Source organism: Mycobacterium sp. ABE4_509, assembly GCF_056160785.1.
The window spans coordinates 1-20,587 of record NZ_JBSWXU010000009.1 but is presented as its reverse complement, the minus strand read 5'-3'; the positions used below and the strand labels follow the sequence as shown (position 1 = coordinate 20,587).

The following is a 20,587-nucleotide window of genomic DNA, read 5'->3' as shown; positions in this document are numbered from 1 at the left end:
GTCGTTGTCGAAAGTGATTTTCACCAATCGAGGAGGATGCCCATGGGTCGGATGTCGGGAAAGGTCGCGTTCGTTACCGGTGCCGGACGCGGACAGGGGCGCAGCCATGCCGTCCATCTGGCAGACGAGGGAGCCGATCTCGTCATCTGCGATATCGGCGAGAACATCGGTACCAATTCCTATCCGCTGGCCACCGCTGCCGATCTCGACGAGACCGCGCGGCTGGTCGAGAAGGCGGGCAGGCGGGTGATCTCCGCTCAGGTCGATGTCCGTGATCGGGTGGGCATGAAGAAGGTGCTCGATGACGCGGTCGCCGAACTGGGGGGACTGCACGTCGTGGTCGCCAACGCCGCGATCTGTCCGCTGGGTAACGATGTACCTACGCAGGGCTTCGCCGACGCCTTCGATGTGGACTTCGTCGGAGTCGTCAACACCGTCCACGTTGCGTTGCCCCACCTGGCGGCGGGCGGCTCGGTCATCGTGACGGGGTCGGTGGCCGGTCTGGTCCCGCAGGCCGGCGGTGTCAACGGCCAGGGTGGTCTACAGGGCCCCGGTGGCGACGGCTACGGCCTGGCCAAGAAGATGCTTCGCGAGTACACGAAGTCGCTGGCGCTGACCCTCGGCCCGGAGCGGATCAGGGTCAACACCGTCCATCCGACCAACGTCGACACTGACATGTTGCAGAACCCGGCGATGTATCGCACGTTCCGCCCCGACCTTCCAGAGCCCACGAGGGAGGACGCCGAAGTGACGTTCCCGTTCATGCAGGCAATGCCGATCCCATACGTCGAGCCGTCAGACATCTCGCACGCGGTGGTGTACCTCGCCTCAGACGAGTCCCGCTACGTCACTGGCCAGCAGCTCTTCGTCGACGCTGGCGCCTCGCTCAAACTCGGCATCTGATCGCCGGACTGTCGGGTGGAGAACACTGACCCGTCATCGAGACGCGGGCCTCGATGACGGGTCAGTCCACGGCAGCTTGTCAGTGCGAATGGCTCTGCGTCACGCCCCAGGCCGGCAGCGGGTCGGTGAACCCCAGCCAGGCCTGTTCGCCTCCGGAGAGTTCCATGTCGGTCAGCAGGGCTCCCGAGAGCAACTCCTGCACTCGGTCCCGGTCGAGTTTCACCCCGATGAAGACGATCTCCTGTCCCGGGGGGATGTCGACGCTCGACCAGTACTGGGCGGGCTCGATCACCAGGTTCGGGCCGGCCTGCGACCAGATGGCCGCGATCGTCGGGCGGCTGGCGATCCAGCAGAACCCCTTGCTGCGAATGATGCGGGTCATCTGGCCGAGGGCTCGGGCCAGCCGGGCCGGATGGAACGGCCTGTCTGCCCGAAACGTCATGGAGCTGATGCCGTACTCCTCGGTCTCGGGCGTGTGGCCGTCGGCGATCTCCTCATCCCAACCCGGGGCCTCGGCGGCGGCGACGGGGTCGAAAAGGCCGGTGTCGAGGACCTCTGAGAGGTCGACCACGCCGTGGTCGGTGTGGATCAGCTTGGCGGTCGGATTCAGTCGCCGTGTCAGCGTCTCAACGGTGGCCAGCGTCTCCGGGGTGACCAGATCGGTCTTGTTCAGCAGAATCACGTCGGCGAACTCCACCTGATCGACCAAGAGGTCTGCCACGCTGCGGGCATCGCCCTCGCCGGCACTCATCTGACGTTCCGCCAGCGCCTCACCTCTGGCGATCTCGGTCAGAAACGTCGAGGCGTCCACGACGGTCACCAAGGTGTCGAGCTTGGCCAGTTGCCCCAGGCTGAAGCCGTCCTCGAACTCCCAGCTGAACGTCGCGGCCACCGGCATCGGCTCGGAGATCCCGGTGGACTCGATGACGAGCTGGTCGAACTTGCCCTGGCGCGCCAGCGCGCCGACCGCGTCGATCAGATCCTCGCGCAACGTGCAGCAGATGCAGCCGTTGGTGAGCTCGACGAGCTTCTCCTCGGTCCGGTCCAGGTGACCCTGTCCGGCGACCAGAGCGGCGTCGATGTTGACCTCGCTCATGTCGTTGACGATGACCGCCACCCGTCGGCCTTCGCGGTTGGCCAGGATGTGGTTGAGCAGGGTCGTCTTGCCGGCGCCCAGGAATCCTGAGAGCACGGTGACGGGGAGTTGCGGAGGCGCTTCTGTAACCATACCCTAATGATAATCATTTTCATTAAGCGGCTGTCAAAACCCGGCAGGATGGTGCGCCAGCAATCGGAAACGGTTATCGTTGCCGGGTGATTTCAGTCCGAACCCGCGCCAGGCGGCTGCTCGCCGCCACCTTCGCCCTCGCGCTGCCGCTGGCACTGTCCTCCTGCGGGAGCGACGAGGAATCCACGACCACGGCGGGAACACCGCCCGCCTCTGAGGGGGGGTGCCCCACCAATCCGGTCAACGTCGTCGTCAGTGTCGACCAGTGGGGCAACATCGTCTCCCAGCTCGGTGGCGCCTGCGCCGACGTGACTACGGTGCTTGCCAGCTCTTCGGTCGATCCCCACGACTACGAACCGGCCCCGTCCGACGCCGCTAAGTTCGAGGGCGCCCAACTGGTCGTCATCAACGGCGGTCACTACGACGAATGGGCCGCCAAGCTCGCCGCCGCCTCGGCCCCGGATGCCGAGGTGATCAACGCCGTCGAGCTCGAGGAAGGCCACGACCACGAGGGCGAAGAGGGCCACGAGGGCGAAGAGGGCCACGAGGGCGAAGAGGGCCACGAGGGCCACGAGGGCGAAGAGGGCCACGAGGGCGAAGAGGGCCACGACCACGACCACGAAGGAAACCCGCACGTCTGGTACAACCCGGCGGTGGTCAACGAGGTCGCCGAAGAGGTGACGGCCCATCTCAGCGAGCTTGCTCCGGACGGCGCCGAATACTTCGCCGAGCGGAACACCGAGTTCAACAATGTGATGAAGCCGTACAATGATGCGATAGCCACCATCAAGTCCAGTGCGCAGGGCAAGACCTACGCCGCCACCGAGAGTGTCTTCGACGACATGGCGGCCGCGCTGGGGCTGCAGAACCGCACCCCCGAGGGCTATGAGGCTGCCTCGTCGAACGAAACAGAACCGTCGCCGGCCGACCTCGACGCTTTCCTGAGGCTGCTCGGTGATCGCGGTGTCGATGTGCTGATCTACAACACTCAGACCGAGGGCTCGGTACCCGAGCAGATCCGGGCGGCCGCCGAGCAGGGCGGAGTTCCGGTCGTCGAGGTCACCGAGACGATCCCGCCCAACACCGACACTTTCCAGGCGTGGCAGATCGCCCAGCTCGATGCCCTCGCCAAGGCGCTCGGTGTCCCTGCTTGAGCCGCTACCGGGGCCGGCGCTGACGTTTGACAACGCCAGCGTCGTGCGCGGTGGTCGGACGATTTGGTCGGAGTCGACCTTCGAGGTCGGCCCCGGCCAGTTCGTCGCGATCATCGGGTCGAACGGCTCCGGGAAGACCACCCTGCTGGAGGTGATTCTAGGCCTGGTCCCGGTCGCCACCGGTTCGGTGCAGGTGTACGGCGTGCGGCCGGGGTTGGGCAATGACGAGATCGGTTATGTACCACAAGATTACGATCTCAACGCCAGCGAAGCCGTCCGCGGCAGAGACGCGGTGCTGCTCGGTCTGAACGGGTGCCGTTGGGGATTTTCCCGGCCCAGTGCATCCGACTGGGCGCGCGTCGACGAGGCGCTGAGCTGGGTCGAGGCGACCGATTTCGCCCACCGCAGGCTTTCCGAGCTCTCTGGTGGCCAGCGTCAGCGCATCGCGCTGGCCAGCGCCCTGGTCGCGCACCCGAAGATGCTGATCCTCGACGAGCCATTGGCCTCGCTGGATCTGCGCACCCAACACGAGATCGTCCAGCTGCTGTCCCGGCTCAAGGCGGAGCTGGGGGTGACCATTCTGGTCGTCGCCCACGATCTGAACCCGCTGCTGAGCCCCCTCGACAGTGCGATCTATCTACTGGACGGCCATGCCCACCACGCCGCGATACACGAAGTAATCGATGCAGACCTGCTCACCCATCTCTACGGAACCAAGATCCAGGTGGCGCACACGCTCCAGGGCGACCTCTTCATGCGGAGCGTGTGATGGTTCAGTTTCCGGCTGCGGTCGGCTATCAGGACAATTGGCTGCAGATCATGAACTCGGAGTTCATGCGCAATGCGTGGCTGGGTGGGACCATCGTCGCGCTCGCCGCCGGCCTGATGGGGTACTTCATCGTTGTGCGCAACTCGTCGTTCGCCGCGCACGCACTCGCGCACATCGGCCTGCCCGGTGCGACTGGTGCGGTATTGCTCGGATTGCCTGCAGCGCTCGGACTGGGCATCTTTTGTGTCGGCGGGGCGCTGGTCATCGGTGCGCTCGGTAAGCGGGCCTCTGATCGCGAGGTTGCGACCGGCACCGTGCTGGCATTCGCCACCGGACTAGGGTTGTTCTTCAACTCGTTGGCTACCCGCAACTCCTCGACGCTGACCAACGTGTTGTTCGGGAACCTGCTTGCGATCACGACTGACCAATTGTTGAGTTTCCTGGCGTTGCTGGCGGTGCTGGCCGCCAGTATCGCGTTCATCTACCGGCCGTTGTTGTTCACCTCGGTGAACAGTCAGGTGGCCGAGGCCAAGGGCGTTCCGGTGCGGAAATTGTCCATCCTGTTCATGGTGTTGTTGGGGATCACCGTGACGATGGCGGTGCAGGCGGTGGGGACGCTGCTTTTGTTCGCCCTCGTGGTGACGCCCGGGGCCACCGCGCTGATGCTCACCGCCCGCCCGGTGTTGGCGATGGCGATCTCGGCGGGGATCGGTCTGGTGTCGGTGTGGGCCGGCCTGTCCCTGTCGGCGATGTTCAATCTGCCGCCGAGCTTCGTCATCGTCAGCATCGCCTGTGCTACCTGGCTGGCAGTATGGGCGGCCAACCGGCTGCCCCGCCGCGGCGGGATCTCCGCGGCGACGCCGGGCGGATCCACTAATCTCAACGAGCATGTCCAGGAGTCCGGCGCCGAGGCGGCGCGCGACCCTGGCCTCACTCGCCGCTGAGCTCAAGGTTTCGCGCACCACTGTCTCCAACGCCTACAACCGGCCCGATCAGTTGTCGGCCGAGTTGCGCGAGAGGGTGCTGTCCACCGCCAAGGCGCTGGGCTACCCGGGACCGGACCCGGTCGCCCGATCTCTGCGGACCCGCAAGGCCGGTGCCGTCGGACTGGTCATCACCGAACCGCTGAACTACTCGTTCCGCGATCCCGCGGCGCTGGACTTCGTCGCCGGTCTGGCCGAGTCGTGCGAAGCGGTGGGGCAGGGTCTGCTGCTGGTGGCGGTCGGGCCGGGCCGCAGCGTCAGCGACGGCTCGGCGGCCGTGCTGGCCGCCGGAGTCGACGGATTCGTGGTGTATTCGGCCTCCGACGACGACCCTTACCTGCCCGCGGTGCTGCAGCGGCACCTGCCGGTGGTGATCGTCGACCAGCCCCGCGATGTGCCCGGCACGTCGCAGGTGTGTATCGACGACCGCGCCGCGATGCGCGGTCTCGCCGAATACGTGCTCGAACTGGGGCATCGTGAGATCGGGTTGCTGACGATGCGCCTCGAACGGGAGTGGCCGCACAGCGGGCCCGCTCCGGCGCTCGCCGACCCGGCGCGGGTGCGCTCACCGCATTTCCGCGTCCAGAGCGAGCGCATCGCCGGCGTGTTCGACGCGGTGTCGGCGGCGGGGCTGGACCCGGAATCGCTGACCGTTGTGGAGAGCTATGAGCATCTGCCCACGTCCGGGGGTGCCGGCGCGGATGTCGCTCTGGAAGCCAACCCGCGCATCACGGCCCTGATCTGCACGGCCGACGTGCTGGCGCTCTCGGCGATGGACAATCTGCGCGCCCGGGGAATTTATGTGCCCGGCGCGATGACCATCACCGGATTCGACGGCGTCCCCGAGGCCCTGCAGCGCGGCCTGACCACCGTGGTGCAGCCCAGCGTCGAAAAGGGCCGCCGCGCAGGTGAACTGCTACACAATCCACCGCGTTCGGGGTTACCGGTCGTCGATGTTCTCGACACCGAGCTGGTCCGGGGACGGACTTCGGGCCCCCCGGCCTGACCGGGGGCGCAAGTCAGGTGAACCGTATCCCGGAGCGGGCATCCAGCAGGTAGGCCAGGGCGGCGGCCACGTCGTCGGGTGAGTCGACCCGGTACGACGCCAGCGTGTCGCCGGCGCCGACCTTGACGCCTATATCGCCGTCGCGCAGCCGCCGGAACGCCTTCTCGTCGGTGACGTCGTCACCGAAGAACAGCACCGTCGACGCGCCGTGCCGCTCACGCAGGATGTCGATGGCCTCACCCTTGTCGGTGGAGATCACCGCGAACTCCAGCACGGCCTTGCCGGTGGTGGCGTGCGCGTCCCAGCCCGAGGCGGCCTCCCAGGCCGCCGCCAGCGCGGCCTCGCCGTCGGCTTCGGAGGCGTTGCGCACGTGCAGCGCGACGCTGGCCGGTTTCGTCTCGACCGTCACGCCCGGGCGCCCGGACGCGATCGAGTTCAGCGTGTCGGTGATGGTCGCCAGCAGGTCCAGGTCGATGTCGTGGGCGAACCCGGAGTCGAACTCGGCGCCGTGGCTGCCCACCAGGTGTACCGCGTCGGGCATCGTCGACAGCACCCGCAGATCGCGCAACGCACGCCCGGAGATCAGCGCGACCGCGGTGGACGCCAATTCGGCCAACCCGGCCAGCGCGCGGCCGGCCGCCGGCAGCGGGCGGGCGTCGGCGGGGTTGCTGACGATCGGTGACAGGGTGCCGTCGAAGTCGGACGTGACCAGCAGTCGCGGCAGCTTCGCGGCGGCGTCGAGGGCCTTCGACAGTTCGGCCGGCAGGTCGCTCACGCCTAGATCTTAGGCTGGTCGCCGTCCCCGATGAGCAGCCGCACGGCCAGGTCGAGGCGCTTGGCGACGTCGGTGGCCGATGCCCGGCGGGTCAGCCAGGCCAGCAGGTTGGACAGCCACACATCCGAGATGACCCGGGCGATGTGGTACTGGTCCTCGGTCGGTTCGCCGTCGCTCATCGCGCGGGCGAACATCGAGTCCATCAGCTTGCCGACGTGGTCGACCTCGCCGGCGGCCGACGCATCGGCGAAGACGAACGCCCTGGTCATCGCTTCGGTGAGGAGCGGGTTGCGCTGCATCGCCCGGTTCAGCTTGCCGACCATGATGTTGAGCCGCTGATAGGGGGTGGCCCCGGCGGCCAGCGTGGCGCGGTCGGTCTTGGCGTCGATGCGTTCGAACTCCCGACCCAGCGCCGAGACCAGCAGGTGCACCTTCGACGGGAAGTAGCGGTAGAGCGTGCCTACGGCGACGTCGGCGCGTTCGGCCACCGCCCGCATCTGGACGGCTTCGTAACCGCCCTTGGACGCGATCGCCAGCGTGGCGTCGAGGATTCGCTTGCGCCGTTCGCGCTGCGCCTCGGAACCGAGCTCGGATTCAGCCAGAACCGCCACGTTCATCACCTGGCGAGGCCGGGTGTCGGCTCCGGAACCCGAACCGGATGCGGCTCGCGCTTCGGTGCCCGACAACTCTGACGTCCCTGACATGCGACGTGTGGCTCCTTCGTGATGCGGTATCGCAGAAAACGATACGCATGCCCTTCCCTGATCGCTCACCTCCGTGTCGTGGCGACACCGACGTGCCCTGCTGCAATGGCGGTCGACTTGACGCTCCAACGCTGGCAATATTAGAACACGTTCTAGTGGGAAGCAGGGTCTTCTCGCCCCAACGGTAGGAGTCACGGTGTCGGCTAGGTCCTCGAACTCGTCTGCGACGATCACCGACGAGCAGTCCGCGGCGCGCGAACTGGTCCGGAGCTGGGCTGCCGGGTCCCGCGCCGTCGAAGCCGCCCGCGACGTGGAACAGGGCGACGCCGACGGCTGGCGGGCCGCCTACGACGGGTTCGCCGAACTGGGGACCTTCGGTGTGGCGCTGCCCGAGGAGCACGGCGGGGCCGACGGCACGGTGGCCGACCTGTGCGCGATGCTCGACGAGGCCGCCGCGGCGATGGTGCCCGGGCCGGTGGCGAGCACCGCGCTGGCCACGCTGGTGTTGCCGGATTCACACTCCGAACTGCTGGCCGAACTGGCCTCCGGGGCGCGCACCGCGGGTGTCGCACTGGCCGCCGACCTCACCTTCGCCGACGGGCAGGTCTCCGGCAGCGCGGCCTACGTGCTGGGTGCGTCCGCCGGGGCGGTGCTGCTGCTGCCGGTCGCCGAGACCTGGGTGCTGGTCGATTCGACCGCGGACGGCGTCACCGTCGAACCGCTGACGGCGACGGACTTCTCCCGGCCGCTGGCCCGGGTGGTGTGCGAGAACGCTCCCGCCGAGGAGCTGGCTCTGCCCGCCCAGCGGATCGTCGACCTGACGGTGACCGTGCTGGCCGCCGAGGCCGCCGGCCTGGCGCGATGGTGTCTGCAGACCGCGACCGAATACGCGAAGGTGCGCGAACAGTTCGGCAAGCCGATCGGCAGCTTCCAGGCCATCAAGCACATGTGCGCGGAGATGCTGCTGCGCTCCGAGCAGGCTTCGGTCGCGGCCGGCGACGCCGCGCAGGCCGCCTGCGACAGCGGTTCGGAAACCGGCGGACAGCAGCTGTCGCTTGCCGCGGCGCTGGCGGCGTCGGTGGGAATCGAGGCGGCCAAGGCCAACGCCAAGGACTGCATCCAGGTGCTCGGCGGCATCGGGATCACCTGGGAGCACGACGCCCACCTGTACCTGCGCCGGGCGTACGCGATCGCGCAGTTCCTCGGCGGGCGGTCGAGGTGGCTGCGCCAGGTCGTCGCCCTCACCCAGCAAGGGGTCCGTCGTGACCTGCACATCGACCTGGATTCGGTGGCTGACCTGCGGCCCGAGATCACCGCGGCGGTGGCGGACGTGGTCGCCGCCCCGGCCGAGCAGCGCCAGGTCGCGCTCGCCGAGACGGGTCTGTTGGCGCCGCACTGGCCACGGCCCTACGGCCGCGCGGCCGGGCCGGCCGAACAGTTGCTGATCGACCAGGAGTTGGCCGCCGCCGAGGTGGTGCGTCCGGATCTGGTGATCGGCTGGTGGGCGGTCCCGACCATCCTCGAGCACGGCAGCCAGCAGCAGATCGAGCAGTTCGTGCCTGCCACGCTGCGCGGCGACCTGCTCTGGTGCCAGCTGTTCAGCGAGCCCGGTGCCGGCTCCGATCTGGCCGCGCTGCGGACCAAGGCTGTGCGCGCCGACGGGGGCTGGAAGCTGACCGGGCAGAAGGTGTGGACCTCCAATGCCCACACCGCACACTGGGGGGTGTGCCTGGCCCGCACCGACCCGGACGCCCCCAAGCACAAGGGCATCACCTACTTCCTGATCGACATGAAGTCGCCGGGCATCGTGGTGCGGCCGCTGCGTGAGATCACCGGCGACGAACTGTTCAACGAGGTGTTCCTCGACGACGTGTTCGTGCCGGACGAGATGGTGGTCGGCGAGGTCGACCAGGGCTGGCGGCTCGCGCGCACCACGCTGGCCAACGAACGCGTGGCGATGGCCCAGGGCACCGCACTGGGTAACCCGATGGAAGAGCTGCTGCGCTCGGTGGCCGAACTCGATGCCGCCCAACAGGATCGGCTCGGCGAGTTGATCGTCACCGCGCAGGTCGGCTCCTTGCTGGATCAGCGCATCGCGCAGCTGTCGGTGGTCGGGGAGGACCCCGGCCCGCAGGCCAGCGCCCGCAAGCTGATCGGGGTGCGCTACCGCCAGGGGCTCGCCGAGTTCCGGATGGATCTGGCCGACGGCGCCGGCATCGTCGACAGCCGCCAGGTGCACGACTTCCTCAACACCCGCTGCCTGACCATCGCCGGCGGTACCGAGCAGATCCTGCTGACGATGGCGGGGGAGCGGCTGCTGGGGCTGCCGCGCTGAATCCGGCGTGCGCGGCCGGGGCGCCGCGCCATACAATCGATCGGTGTTCGACCGCCTCGAGCAGATCCTGCGGGAGTACCGGATAGCCGAAGACCCCGGCGGCACATGCGCATTCGATGTTTCTTCGTTCCCGGACGAGTGCGCCGGGCTGACCGTTCCCCCGCAGGACCTGACCCGGACCGAGATCGACATGCTGGTGGCCGACCCGGCCAGGATCCGGCCGCTGTGGGACATCAAGGTCCGGGCGAGCGCCGAGGCGCTGGCCAGATTTCCTCCGCCGGACGGCGGTGACGTCGACAACCGGACCGATGCGTTCCGCCACGGCTACGGAAGCGCGTTGATGACGCGGGCGTTCGGTGCGCATTGGACGAGGTCGTTCACCGATGCCCATGAGGGAATCCCAGCCAACCCCCGTGCCGGCGCGGCGATGGACCTCTACAACAACGAGGTGGGTCGCCACGTCGCGCTGGCCGACCCCGACGCCTGCGCCGAGGAACTGGCCGACCGGGTGGCCGAGTTGGTCGAGAACGGCGACATGGTGGTCGTCAGGCCGGACGGGCAGGGGTTGGCCTGGAGCGACGTCGCGGCGAGCCCGGAGTTCTAGCGCGCTAGCCGAACGTGGTCTGCGCGCAGGCGCTGGGCGTGGTCAGGTTGACCCCGCCGTAGACGACCTGGATCTGCGAGCAGGCGATGAAGTCGCCCGAGGTGTCGGCCTGACCGGTGGCCCAGTTGATCGGCATCGAATCGCCGTCGGCTTTGAACCGTTCGATGGGTCCGCCGCCGAAGTAGGTGATCGACACCTCGACGCTGTTGATCGCCTTGTACATCTTCGACAGCACGTTGTTGTGGTTGGCCCCCTTGAGTTCCCGTGGCGTACCCGACGGCGCGCTGTACCAGGCCTCCTGCCAGATGTCGCGATCCGAGCTGCGGATCGTGATGGTCTGACGGGCCCAGGTGTCGCCGGGGAATCCGGTCGGGCCGTCCGGGGTGAGCAGGTTCGCGGTGGTGTTGAAGAAGCACCGGCTCTGGGCCGCCACGCAGTCGGCGGTGACGTTCATCTGGATCTGGGTGGCGGCGTCCACCGGGATCGAGGACGTGCCGGAATTGGCCGCGGCCGCGGCCGGCGCGGGTTGGGCGAGTCCTGCCATCGCGAGCAGGGCCGCTGCGCTTGCAGCTGCGAGCCGGTTCATCGTCACGAAGGTAATCCCTGCCTACTCGTCGTAGGTGACTTCGACCGAATCCGACAGCGGGTGCGCCTGGCACGCCAGGATCAGCCCCTCTTCGAGGTCGGACTGCTCGAGCACGTCGTTGACCTCCATCTCGGTGTCACCGGATTTCTTGAGCACCGCGCACGCACCGCAATGCCCCTCGCGGCAGGAGAACGGCGCGTCGAGGCCCTTGTCCAGCAGCACGTCGAGCAGTTTCGCGCGGCGCGGCCAGGACACCTCGTGCGACTGGCCGTCGAGCGTGACGTGCGCGGTGGCGGGCCCTTCGTCGCTGTCGTCCTCTTCTAGGACCACGGCCGCGAACGGGTCGGACTCCAGTGACTTGAACACCTCGATGTGAATGCGCTCGGCGGGCATCCCGGACGCGGTCAGCGCCTCCTCGGCGGCGGCCATGAACGGGCCGGGCCCGCAGATGAACGCCTCGCGGCCGTGAAACGGCCCGACCAGTTCGGCCAGCCCGGCCCGGGTGGGCAGGCCCTGCACCGACTCCAGCCAGTGGATGGCGGTGAGCCGGTCGGGGTACTTGGCCGACAGGTCACGCAGCGCAGCGGCGAAGATGACCGAGTTCTCGTCGCGGTTGGCGTAGACCAGAGTGACCTTGCCGCTGCCCTCCGACAGCGCCGACTTCAGGATCGCCATCATCGGGGTGATGCCGCTGCCCGCCGCCAGCAGCAGGAAATCGGTGTCGAGGGTCTTGGGCACGAACGTGCCCGACGGCGCCAGGACGTGGACCTTCATCCCGGCATGTGCGTTGTCGCACAGCCAGTTCGACGCGTAGCCCTCGGACGTCCGCTTGACCGTGACGGTGAGCGGGTCGCCGGTGAACGGGGAGCTGCACAGCGAGTAGCACCGCGCCACCGAACCGGTGAGGTCGCTGGGCACCCGCAGCGTCAGGAACTGCCCGGGTGCATAACGCAGTTTCTCGGGTGCGACGGGGGCGTCTGCGGGAGACTTGAACACCAGGGACCGCGCGTCGCCCGTCTCGTCGATGACGTCGGCGATCTCCAACTCGAGCACATGGCTGCCGAGTGGTTCGTCGACTGCAACGTCCGTCACTACTGCGCCTCCCTGGTCAACTGGAACGAGCCCGATAACTAGAACAGGTTACAGAAATGAATGTGCGCAGGTCCAACGGCCGTAGGACACCGCTACTCGACACAAATCGTAACGTGTTCTAATCTCTTGTAGGTTACTTCGCACGCCTTTGGAGGCAATCCAGTGACGTCCATTGAACAGCGCGACACGCAGTCGGTACTCGCCGGTGTCGACGATCTCCTGCCGCGGATCGCCAAGCGTTCGGCAGCTGCCGAAGAGCTGCGGCGCCTGCCCGACGAAACCGTGGCCGAACTCGACGAGGTCGGGTTCTTCAAGCTGCTCCAGCCCGAGCAGTGGGGCGGGCTCCAATGCGATCCCACGATCTTCTTCGAAGCCGTGCGGCGCATCGCCAGCGCCTGTGGTTCCACCGGGTGGGTCTCCTCGATCCTCGGTGTGCACAACTGGCACCTGGCGTTGTTCGACCAGCAGGCCCAGGACGACGTGTGGGGCAACGACCCGACCGTGCGTGTGTCGTCCTCGTACGCGCCGATGGGCGCGGGCACCGTGGTCGACGGCGGCTATCTGGTCAGCGGCGCCTGGCAGTGGTCGTCGGGCTGTGATCACGCGACCTGGGCGTTCCTCGGCGGCCCGGTGATCAAGGACGGAAAGCCCGTCGACTTCGGCAGCTTCCTGATCCCGCGCAGCGACTACCGCATCGACGACGTGTGGAACGTGGTCGGCCTCAAGGCGACCGGCAGCAACACCGTGGTGGTCAAGGATGTCTTCGTGCCGCGCCACCGGTTCCTGTCCTACAAGGCGATGAACGACGGCACCGCGGGCGGCTATGAGAACAACACCGCCCCGGTCTACAAGATGCCTTGGGGCACCATGCATCCCACCACCATCAGCACCCCGATCATGGGCATGGCCTACGGCGCCTACGACGCTCACGTGGAGCATCAGGGCAAGCGGGTGCGCGCGGCCTTCGCCGGCGAGAAGTCCAAGGACGACCCGTTCGCGAAGATCCGCATCGCGGAGGCGGCCAGCGACATCGACGCCGGCTGGCGTCAGCTGATCGGCAATGTCGGCGAGGAGTACAAGCTGTTGCAGACCGGCGAGGAGATCCCGTTCTCGTTGCGCGCCAGCGCGCGCCGTGATCAGGTCCGCGCCACCGCGCGGGCGATCGCGTCGATCGATCTGCTGTTCGAGGCTTCCGGTGCGACCGCTCTGCAACTCGATCAGCCGGTGCAGCGGTTCTGGCGGGACGCGCATGCCGGTCGGGTGCACGCCGCCAACGAGCCCGAGCGGGCCTACCTGATCTTCGGGAACGACGCGTTCGGTCTGCCGCCCCAGGACACGATGGTTTAAATGACGTCATTCGCCGCTGAAGCTGCCCAGCAGCAGGAGATCACCTTCGAGTCCACGTCGCGCTATGCGCAGGTCAGAGATGACATGCGGCTGCACTACCACGAAGCCGGGGTCGGCAACTCCGAGACGGTGGTGCTCCTGCACGGTGGTGGGCCGGGCGCGTCGAGCTGGTCGAACTTCGGCCGCAACATCGCGGTGCTCGCCGAGCACTTCCACGTGCTGGCCGTGGATCAGCCCGGCTACGGGCACTCCGACAAGCACACCGAGCACGAGCAGTACAACCGCTACAGCGCGACCGCGCTGCTGAACCTGTTCGACCATCTCGGGATCGAGCGGGCCGCGCTGATCGGCAATTCCCTGGGCGGTGGAACCGCGGTGCGGTTCGCGCTGGACAACCCCAAGCGGGCCGGCCGGCTGGTGCTGATGGGTCCGGGCGGGCTGAGCGTCAACCTGTTCTCACCCGACCCCACCGAGGGGGTGAAGCTGCTGGGGCGCTTCGCCGCCGATCCGACCCGGGAGAACATCGAGAACTTCCTGCGCATCATGGTCTTCGATCAGTCCCTCATCACCCCCGAACTGGTGGAGGAACGCTTCCAGATCGCCAGCCAGCCCGAGTCGCTGGCGGCCACGATGGCCATGGGTAAGTCGTTCGCCGGCGCCGACTTCGAGCTGGGCATGATGTGGCGCGAGGTCTACAAGCTGCGCCAGCGGGTGCTGCTGATCTGGGGACGCGAAGACCGGGTCAATCCGCTCGACGGCGCTCTGGTGGCGCTCAAGCAGATCCCCAAGGTTCAGCTGCACGTGTTCGGGCAGTGCGGACACTGGGCCCAGCTGGAGAAGTTCGACGAATTCAACAAGCTCACAGTGGATTTCCTCGGAGGTTGATCATGATCCGGTCGCTGGGATACCTGCGGATCGAGGCCACCGACATGGGTGCGTGGCGGGAGTACGGGCTCAAGGTGCTCGGCATGGTCGAGGGCTCCGGCACCACCGACGGCGCACTGTATCTGCGGATGGACGAATTCCCCGCCCGCCTGGTGATCGTGCCCGGGGAGCACGACCGGCTGCTGGTCTCGGGCTGGGAGACCAGCAACGCTGCCGGGCTGCAGGAGATCCGGCACCGTCTCGACGTTCAGGGCATCCCGTACAAGGAGGCCACCTCCGCCGAGAAGGCCGAGCGCCGGGTCGATGAGATGATCGTCTTCGACGACCCGTCCGGAAACACCCTCGAGGTCTTCCACGGTGTCGCCCTCGAGCACCGGCGGGTGGTGAGCCCTTACGGCCACACGTTCGTCACCGAAGAACAGGGCCTCGGCCACGTGGTGCTGACCACCCGTGACGACGCGGAGACCCTGCACTTCTACCGCGACGTCCTCGGCTTCAGCCTGCGCGACTCGATGCGGCTGCCCCCGCAGCTGGTTGGCCGCCCGGCCGACGGCGAACCGGCCTGGCTGCGATTTCTGGGCGTCAACCCCCGCCATCACAGCCTGGCGTTCATGCCGGGCGAAACCCCCAGCGGCATCGTCCATCTGATGGTCGAGGTGGAGAACTCCGACGATGTCGGGTTGTGTCTGGACCGGGCGTTGCGCCGCAAGGTGAAGATGTCGGCGACGCTGGGACGACACGTCAACGACAAGATGCTGTCGTTCTACATGAGGACGCCCGGCGGTTTCGACGTCGAGTTCGGTTGTGAGGGTCTCGAGGTCGACGACCACAGCTGGGTCGCCAGAGAGAGCACCGCGGTGTCGCTGTGGGGACACGATTTCAGCGTGGGTTTCAAGAGTTAGTGACGAGCGCTTGCGCGAGGAGCCTGTGAACAGTGGGTAGCCCACCGATAGATCCGCGCACCTTCCGGGACGTTCTGGGGCAGTTCTGTACCGGTATCACCGTGATCACCACCGTGCACGACGATCTCCCGGTCGGCTTCGCCTGCCAGTCGTTCGCGGCGTTGTCGCTGGATCCCCCGCTGGTGTTGTTCTGCCCGACCAAGGTTTCGCGGTCCTGGGCGGCCATCGAGGCCAGCGGCGCGTTCTGCGTGAACATCCTGCACGAGAACCAGCAGAAGGTGTCGGCGCGATTCGGGTCGCGCGAACCGGACAAGTTCGCCGGCATCGACTGGACTCCGTCCAAGCTGGGCTCGCCGATCATCGACGGCTCGCTGGCGCACATCGACTGCACGGTTGATTCGGTGCACGACGGAGGCGACCACTTCGTCGTGTTCGGCGCGGTGCACTCGCTCTCGGATGTGCCGCGCCGCAAGCCCCGGCCGCTGCTGTTCTATCAGGGCCAGTACACCGGCATCGAGCCCGACAAGAACACCCCGGCCGATTGGCGCAACGACCTGGAGGCCTTCCTGACCGCGACGACCGACGACACCTGGCTCTGACGGCGAGTTACACGCGTGTGATTCATCCACACTGTGCACAACTGCTGTGGATGAGTTCTGTTCAGCGCAGCTGAGCTGCGAGGAAGTCGACTATCGTGGCCGCGACCTCCCGGTGTTCGGTCTCGTTGAGGATGTCGTGGCGAGCCCCCGGGAACTCGGCGAGCTGCAGGGCCTCGATCTGCTCGGCGTAGGCGCGCACGGCCCCGACCGGCCCGATCACATCGTTGGACCCGTGCACGGCCAGCGTCGGAACCTTCAGTCCCGGTAGCTCGGCCCCGAAGCGGTCCCACCCCCGGTCCAGTTCACGGACCAGCGCAGCACCGTCGGCGTCGACGAACGCCAGTGGATCGTTGGCCATCGCGTCGAGGTAGAACGGGTCCGCCGACAGCGCCTCCGGTGGCAGATCGATGTCGGTGTCGATATCGACCAGCGCCGGAACGGCTACCAGCGGCGCCCCGGAGATGATGCCGGCGCGGTAGCGGTCGGGGTGCTCGAGCAGCCGGAACAGCGTCACCACCGCGCCGAACGAATGACCCTGCGCGAACAGCGGCAGTCCGGGGCGCTCCTGCTCGGCCAGGTCGCTGAGGCGCTCGGCCAGCGCCGAGCTGTCCTCGATGGTGCCGAAGTTCCCACGATCGCCCGGGGTGAGACCGTGCCCGAACTGGTCGACCGCCCACAGGTCGATTCCGGCGGCGTTCAGGGCGAAACCGTACCGGTGGTACAGGCCGGTGTGTTCGCCGAAGCCGTGCAGAAAGATCACCGCCGCGCGCGGCTGCGCCGCGGCCCAGTGGCGGTAGTAGGCGCGGCCGCGGGGATGTTCGAGGAAGGGCATGTCTCGACGCTAGTGCGCACCGAGCAGGGTCTCGCGCTGATCGGCCATCCGGTCCATGATCGCTTCGACGATGGCGGCCACCTCGGGGCGTCGCAGCGCCTCTGCCCGGGTGACCAGCCAGTAGCTCAGCCGGATGGACACCTCGTTCGTCAGCACCCGGATCAGGTCGGCGTGCCGGTCGGCCATGAAGCAGGGCAGCAACCCGATGCCCGCCGCGGAGCGGGTGGCCTCCACGTGCACGAACACGTTGGTCGACGTCACCGATTCCCGCATGGCGGGCGCGAAGCTGGTCGCCAGGTCGAGATCATCGACCTGCAGCATCGAGTCGATGAAGTACACCAGCGGATAGCGGTGGAGGTCCTCGACGCTCGCCGGGGCGCCGTGCGCTTCGAGGTAGCCCGCCGACCCGTACAGCCCGAGGCAGTAGTCGCCGAGCCGCATCGCCTTGGCGCGGTGCACCGTCGGTTCGCCGACCACGATCTCGATGTCCAGGCCGGAGCGCTGCTGGCTCGCCCGTCGGGTGGCGGCGACGATCTCCACCGCCACCTTGGGGTGGCCGCGTTGCACCGCTGCCGCGGCCGGGGCCGCGATGTAGGCCGAGAACCCGTCGGTGGCCGAGATGCGCACCACGCCCTCGAGCGCCCGGCGGCCACCGTCCTCGGTCGCCAGCGACCGGACCGCGGACTCGACGGTCTCGGCGGCGGCCAGCGCCTCCCGGCCGAGTTCGGTCAGTTCCCAGCCGCCAGACACCCGGGCCAGCACCCGCCCGCCCACGGCCTGTTCGAGGGCGGCGATGCGGCGGCTGATGGTCGTGTGGTTGAGCCCGAGTTCGTCGGCGGCGGTCGTGTACGTGCCGGTGCGTCCGACGGCCAGCAGGACCAGCAGGTCGTCGGCGCTGGGTCGGCGGCGGATGACGGGCATATCTGCATTTTTGCAGATGCATACTGCAGTTTTGGCCATTGCTGGGCGCAGATGCCTGCATGAATACTCAGTCCGGTGAACGACCTCGACGGCCGCGCGGCCCTGGTCACCGGTGGCGCCGGCGGGATCGGTGCGGCATGTGCCAGGGAGTTGGCCCGCCGCGGCGCGACGGTCACCGTCGCCGACATCGACGAGGCCGGCGCGCAGTCCGTAGCCGAGGATGTCGGCGGGACGGCCTGGACACTGGACCTGGTCGACGTCGCAGCCCTGGAGGAGCTGCAGTTGCAGACCGACATCCTGGTCAACAACGCCGGGGTGCAGACCGTCAGCGAAATCGCCGAATTCCCGCCGGAGAGGTTCCGGATGATGATGACCTTGATGGTCGAGGCGCCCTTCCTGCTGATCCGCGCCGCGCTACCGCATATGTACCGCAACGGGTTCGGTCGCGTCATCAACATCTCCTCGGTGCACGGCCTGCGCGCATCGCCGTTCAAGGCCGCCTACGTCACGGCCAAGCACGCGCTGGAAGGCTTGTCCAAGGTGACCGCCCTCGAAGGCGGACCGCACGGCGTCACCAGCAACTGCGTCAACCCCGCCTACGTGCGGACCCCGCTGGTCACCCGGCAGATCGCCGATCAGGCCCGCACGCATAACATCGGCGAGGACCAGGTGCTGGCCGAGATCCTGCTGAAGGAGAGCGCGGTGAAACGTCTCGTCGAACCCGAAGAGGTCGGCGCACTGGTGGGGTGGCTGGCCACGCCGGATGCGGGCATGGTGACCGGAGCGTCGTACACGATGGACGGCGGATGGAGCGCACGGTGAACGAAGCTGTTCCCCAATGGGTGCCGACCGGTGCGGACATCGCCGCGGCCAGGGTGACCGACTTCGCCCGTTTCGCCGCCGCCCGCGCAGGCTGCGAGTTCGCTGACTATGCCGCGCTGTGGCGCTGGTCGGTCGGGGATGTCGAGGTTTTCTGGGCGGCGTTGTGGGACTACTTCGATCTCGGTGAGCGGGCGCCGGTGGTGCTCGAACATGCCCAGATGCCCGGTGCCCGCTGGTTTCCCGGTACCACGCTGAACTACGTCGACCAGGTGGTCCGCAACATGCGCCCGGACCGTCCGGCGATCATCCACGTCAGCGAGGCCGGGCCGGACCGTGAGCTGTCCTGGGACGAACTACTAGGCCGCACAGCGGCATTCGCGGACACGTTGTCCGCCCACGGGGTCGGCCCCGGGGACCGCGTGGTGGGCTACCTGCCCAACATCCCCGAAGCGGTGATCGCCTTTCTGGCCACCGCATCGCTGGGCGCGGTGTGGAGTGCGTGCGGGCAGGACTACTCGGCCAAGGCCGCGCTGGACCGGCTCGGGCAGCTCGAGCCCAAGGTGCTGGTCGCCGCGGACGGGTATGTGTTCGCCGGCAAGCATCGCGACAAGCGTGACGACGTCGAGGCGCTGCGCGCCGGCCTGCCCAGCCTGGTGGCGACTTTCACGCTCGACGACCTCGCCGCCCGCGGGGAACACCCGCCCCAGCCCTTGCCGGTCGACTTCGACCATCCGCTGTGGATCCTGTTCTCCTCCGGGACGACCGGCCTGCCCAAGGGCATCATGCACGGCCATGGCGGCGTGCTGCTCGAACACCTGAAAGCTGTTGCGCTGCAGTCCGACATGGGCCGCGAGGACACCTTCTTCTGGTTCACCAGTCCGAGCTGGATGATGTGGAACTTCCAGGTCGCCGGTCTGCTCGTGGGAACGACGATCGTCTGCTACGAGGGCAGCCCGTCGGCGCCGAAACCGGATGCGCTGTGGGAGATCGCCGCCCGGGTTCGCGCGACGGTGCTCGGCACCAGTCCCGGATACGTGCTCGGCTGTATCAAGGCCGATGCTCACCCCAGCACCGGTCACGATCTGTCGGCGTTGCGCACCGTCGGCATCACCGGGTCGTCGCTGCCGCCGTCGTCGTCGCTGTGGCTGGCCGACGAGGTGGGGGTGCAGGTCGCTTCGATCAGCGGTGGTACCGACGTCGTGTCGGCCTTCATCGGCGGGGTGCGCACCGTGCCGGTGTGGCCCGGCGAGCTGTCGGCTCCTTATCTCGGGTGCGCGCTCGACGCCTGGGACGAGTCGGGCACTCCGGTGCGCGGTGAGGTGGGTGAGCTCGTCATCACCAAACCGATGCCGTCGATGCCGGTGGCGTTCTGGAACGATGCGGACGGTCAGCGGTACCGGGACGCCTATTTCGAGATGTTCCCCGGGGTTTGGCGCCATGGTGACTGGATCACCATCACCGACCATGGCAGCGTCATCGTGCACGGGCGTTCGGATTCCACCCTCAACAGGCATGGCATCCGGATGGGTAGCGCCGACATCTACCAGGCCGTCGAGGGCCTGCCGGAGATCGTCGAGGCGTTGGTGATCGGCGCCGAGCAGTCCGACGGCGGGTACTGGATGCCGCTGTTCGTCGTTCTCGCCGAGGGTGCCGAGCTCACGGATGCGCTGCGGGACACGATCAACGAGACGATTCGCTCGCAGGTGTCCCCCCGGCACGTGCCCGACGAGATCATCGTGGCCCCCGGCGTGCCGCACACCCGCACCGGCAAGAAGCTCGAGGTGCCGATCAAGAAGCTGTTCCAGGGCGGTGATTCGGCTAAGGTCGTGGAGCGCAGCGCGGTCGACGACCCGGCACTGCTCGACTGGTACGTCACGCAGCGTCGAATGTGACCAGGTCGATGCTGAGTTGGCCTTCGAGGAGGCTGAGTCGGCGGTAGGTCGGTGGGCCGGGTAGTGGTGGTGCGGTGCTGTGGTAGATCGCGCCGGTGGGGGTGCGGTATTCGGCGGTGTGTGCCCCGTTGTTCTCGGTGGTGGTGACCGTCCAGCTGGGGGCTTCTTTGGCGTAGTTGCAGCCTTGGCAGGCGCCCAGGCCGTTGAGTGCGCTGGTGGGGCCGTGCTCGCGAGCCGGGGTTGCGTGG

20 protein-coding genes and 1 pseudogene are annotated in these 20,587 nt (G+C 67.7%); 13 read left to right on the top strand and 8 right to left on the bottom strand.

What is annotated here, in order from left to right; all coding sequences use genetic code 11:
• The first annotated feature begins 42 nt into the window (after positions 1-42).
• Positions 43-903 (top strand): mycofactocin-coupled SDR family oxidoreductase, encoded by an 861-nt coding sequence (locus ACXAID_RS03515; RefSeq protein ID WP_475020794.1) that lies wholly within the window; start codon positions 43-45, stop codon positions 901-903.
• 79 nt (positions 904-982) lie between these two features.
• Here ACXAID_RS03515 and ACXAID_RS03510 read toward each other — a convergent pair whose 3' ends face one another.
• Positions 983-2,131, bottom strand: a complete 1,149-nt coding sequence (locus tag ACXAID_RS03510; protein WP_475020793.1) for a GTP-binding protein — start codon at positions 2,129-2,131, stop codon at positions 983-985.
• 89 nt (positions 2,132-2,220) lie between these two features.
• Here ACXAID_RS03510 and ACXAID_RS03505 point away from each other — a divergent pair, with 89 nt between their 5' ends.
• From ACXAID_RS03505 to ACXAID_RS03490, 4 genes are read left to right on the top strand one after another with little or no spacing between them, the layout of a single operon-like run.
• Positions 2,221-3,285, top strand: a complete 1,065-nt coding sequence (locus ACXAID_RS03505; RefSeq protein ID WP_475020847.1) for a metal ABC transporter solute-binding protein, Zn/Mn family — start codon at positions 2,221-2,223, stop codon at positions 3,283-3,285.
• Positions 3,272-4,054, top strand: a complete 783-nt coding sequence (locus ACXAID_RS03500) for a metal ABC transporter ATP-binding protein (RefSeq protein WP_475020792.1) — start codon at positions 3,272-3,274, stop codon at positions 4,052-4,054. Before ACXAID_RS03505 ends, ACXAID_RS03500 begins: the two co-directional genes overlap by 14 nt.
• Positions 4,054-4,998: a metal ABC transporter permease gene (locus ACXAID_RS03495; RefSeq protein ID WP_475020791.1), complete on the top strand. Its 945-nt coding sequence runs from the start codon at positions 4,054-4,056 to the stop codon at positions 4,996-4,998. The genes ACXAID_RS03500 and ACXAID_RS03495 overlap by 1 nt, the downstream gene beginning before the upstream one ends.
• On the top strand, positions 4,943-6,043 hold the full coding sequence (locus ACXAID_RS03490) for a LacI family DNA-binding transcriptional regulator (RefSeq protein WP_475020790.1): 1,101 nt from the start codon (positions 4,943-4,945) through the stop codon (positions 6,041-6,043). Before ACXAID_RS03495 ends, ACXAID_RS03490 begins: the two co-directional genes overlap by 56 nt.
• Before the next feature lie 13 nt (positions 6,044-6,056).
• On the opposite strand, the gene otsB is transcribed toward ACXAID_RS03490, so the two are convergent.
• Positions 6,057-6,818, bottom strand: a complete 762-nt coding sequence (gene otsB, locus ACXAID_RS03485; RefSeq protein WP_475020789.1) for a trehalose-phosphatase — start codon at positions 6,816-6,818, stop codon at positions 6,057-6,059.
• A gap of 2 nt (positions 6,819-6,820) precedes the next feature.
• Positions 6,821-7,429 carry a cholesterol catabolism transcriptional regulator KstR gene (gene kstR, locus ACXAID_RS03480; protein ID WP_475020788.1) on the bottom strand — a complete coding sequence of 203 codons (609 nt, stop codon included), beginning with the start codon at positions 7,427-7,429 and terminating at the stop codon, positions 6,821-6,823.
• A gap of 289 nt (positions 7,430-7,718) precedes the next feature.
• On the opposite strand from kstR, the gene ACXAID_RS03475 reads away from it, so the two are divergent.
• Positions 7,719-9,857 carry an acyl-CoA dehydrogenase gene (locus tag ACXAID_RS03475; protein WP_475020787.1) on the top strand — a complete coding sequence of 713 codons (2,139 nt, stop codon included), beginning with the start codon at positions 7,719-7,721 and terminating at the stop codon, positions 9,855-9,857.
• A gap of 43 nt (positions 9,858-9,900) precedes the next feature.
• Positions 9,901-10,461, top strand: a complete 561-nt coding sequence (locus ACXAID_RS03470; protein WP_475020786.1) for a DUF6973 domain-containing protein — start codon at positions 9,901-9,903, stop codon at positions 10,459-10,461.
• A gap of 4 nt (positions 10,462-10,465) precedes the next feature.
• Here the strand turns inward: ACXAID_RS03470 and ACXAID_RS03465 are convergent, their stop codons facing one another.
• Positions 10,466-11,047, bottom strand: a complete 582-nt coding sequence (locus ACXAID_RS03465) for a hypothetical protein (RefSeq protein WP_475020785.1) — start codon at positions 11,045-11,047, stop codon at positions 10,466-10,468.
• A gap of 21 nt (positions 11,048-11,068) precedes the next feature.
• The gene (locus ACXAID_RS03460) at positions 11,069-12,139 is read right to left on the bottom strand and encodes a 2Fe-2S iron-sulfur cluster-binding protein (protein ID WP_475020784.1); all 1,071 of its coding nucleotides are present in this window, start codon (positions 12,137-12,139) and stop codon (positions 11,069-11,071) included.
• A 162-nt stretch (positions 12,140-12,301) separates the two neighbouring features.
• Between ACXAID_RS03460 and hsaA the strand changes: the two genes are divergently transcribed.
• From hsaA to hsaB, 4 genes are read left to right on the top strand one after another with little or no spacing between them, the layout of a single operon-like run.
• Positions 12,302-13,486, top strand: a complete 1,185-nt coding sequence (hsaA, locus tag ACXAID_RS03455) for a 3-hydroxy-9,10-secoandrosta-1,3,5(10)-triene-9,17-dione monooxygenase oxygenase subunit (protein WP_475020783.1) — start codon at positions 12,302-12,304, stop codon at positions 13,484-13,486.
• Positions 13,487-14,371 (top strand): 4,5:9,10-diseco-3-hydroxy-5,9,17-trioxoandrosta-1(10),2-diene-4-oate hydrolase, encoded by an 885-nt coding sequence (gene hsaD / locus ACXAID_RS03450; protein ID WP_475020782.1) that lies wholly within the window; start codon positions 13,487-13,489, stop codon positions 14,369-14,371. It abuts the gene before it with no gap.
• Positions 14,371-15,273, top strand: a complete 903-nt coding sequence (hsaC, locus tag ACXAID_RS03445; RefSeq protein WP_475020846.1) for an iron-dependent extradiol dioxygenase HsaC — start codon at positions 14,371-14,373, stop codon at positions 15,271-15,273. The genes hsaD and hsaC overlap by 1 nt, the downstream gene beginning before the upstream one ends.
• Before the next feature lie 32 nt (positions 15,274-15,305).
• A complete protein-coding gene (gene hsaB, locus ACXAID_RS03440; RefSeq protein WP_475020781.1) occupies positions 15,306-15,872 on the top strand; it encodes a 3-hydroxy-9,10-secoandrosta-1,3,5(10)-triene-9,17-dione monooxygenase reductase subunit in 567 nt (188 codons plus the stop codon).
• 61 nt (positions 15,873-15,933) lie between these two features.
• Here the strand turns inward: hsaB and ACXAID_RS03435 are convergent, their stop codons facing one another.
• Both ACXAID_RS03435 and ACXAID_RS03430 read right to left on the bottom strand, forming a co-directional pair.
• Complete coding sequence (locus ACXAID_RS03435) at positions 15,934-16,704, bottom strand: alpha/beta hydrolase (RefSeq protein ID WP_475020780.1); 771 nt, start codon at positions 16,702-16,704, stop codon at positions 15,934-15,936.
• 9 nt (positions 16,705-16,713) lie between these two features.
• On the bottom strand, positions 16,714-17,664 hold the full coding sequence (locus ACXAID_RS03430; protein WP_475020779.1) for a LysR family transcriptional regulator: 951 nt from the start codon (positions 17,662-17,664) through the stop codon (positions 16,714-16,716).
• Positions 17,665-17,700: 36 nt separating this feature from the next.
• On the opposite strand from ACXAID_RS03430, the gene ACXAID_RS03425 reads away from it, so the two are divergent.
• Both ACXAID_RS03425 and ACXAID_RS03420 read left to right on the top strand, forming a co-directional pair.
• Complete coding sequence (locus ACXAID_RS03425; protein ID WP_475020778.1) at positions 17,701-18,447, top strand: 3-hydroxybutyrate dehydrogenase; 747 nt, start codon at positions 17,701-17,703, stop codon at positions 18,445-18,447.
• Positions 18,432-20,339 carry an acetoacetate--CoA ligase gene (locus ACXAID_RS03420; RefSeq protein ID WP_475020777.1) on the top strand — a complete coding sequence of 636 codons (1,908 nt, stop codon included), beginning with the start codon at positions 18,432-18,434 and terminating at the stop codon, positions 20,337-20,339. Before ACXAID_RS03425 ends, ACXAID_RS03420 begins: the two co-directional genes overlap by 16 nt.
• Here ACXAID_RS03420 and ACXAID_RS03415 read toward each other — a convergent pair.
• A pseudogene (locus tag ACXAID_RS03415) lies at positions 20,320-20,587 on the bottom strand (HNH endonuclease); the annotation flags it as partial. The gene ACXAID_RS03420 and the pseudogene ACXAID_RS03415 sit on opposite strands and share 20 nt — an antisense overlap.

Bases quoted from the DNA above. Each gene is read 5' to 3' on its own strand.
- ACXAID_RS03515 (WP_475020794.1), top strand. From the start codon at position 43: ATGGGTCGGATGTCGGGAAAGGTCGCGTTCGTTACCGGTGCCGGACGC.
- ACXAID_RS03510 (WP_475020793.1), bottom strand. From the start codon at position 2,131: ATGGTTACAGAAGCGCCTCCGCAACTCCCCGTCACCGTGCTCTCAGGA.
- ACXAID_RS03495 (WP_475020791.1), top strand. From the start codon at position 4,054: ATGGTTCAGTTTCCGGCTGCGGTCGGCTATCAGGACAATTGGCTGCAG.
- ACXAID_RS03490 (WP_475020790.1), top strand. From the start codon at position 4,943: ATGTCCAGGAGTCCGGCGCCGAGGCGGCGCGCGACCCTGGCCTCACTC.
- ACXAID_RS03465 (WP_475020785.1), bottom strand. From the start codon at position 11,047: ATGAACCGGCTCGCAGCTGCAAGCGCAGCGGCCCTGCTCGCGATGGCA.
- hsaD (WP_475020782.1), top strand. From the start codon at position 13,487: ATGACGTCATTCGCCGCTGAAGCTGCCCAGCAGCAGGAGATCACCTTC.
- ACXAID_RS03435 (WP_475020780.1), bottom strand. From the start codon at position 16,704: ATGCCCTTCCTCGAACATCCCCGCGGCCGCGCCTACTACCGCCACTGG.
- ACXAID_RS03430 (WP_475020779.1), bottom strand. From the start codon at position 17,664: ATGGCCAAAACTGCAGTATGCATCTGCAAAAATGCAGATATGCCCGTC.
- ACXAID_RS03420 (WP_475020777.1), top strand. From the start codon at position 18,432: ATGGAGCGCACGGTGAACGAAGCTGTTCCCCAATGGGTGCCGACCGGT.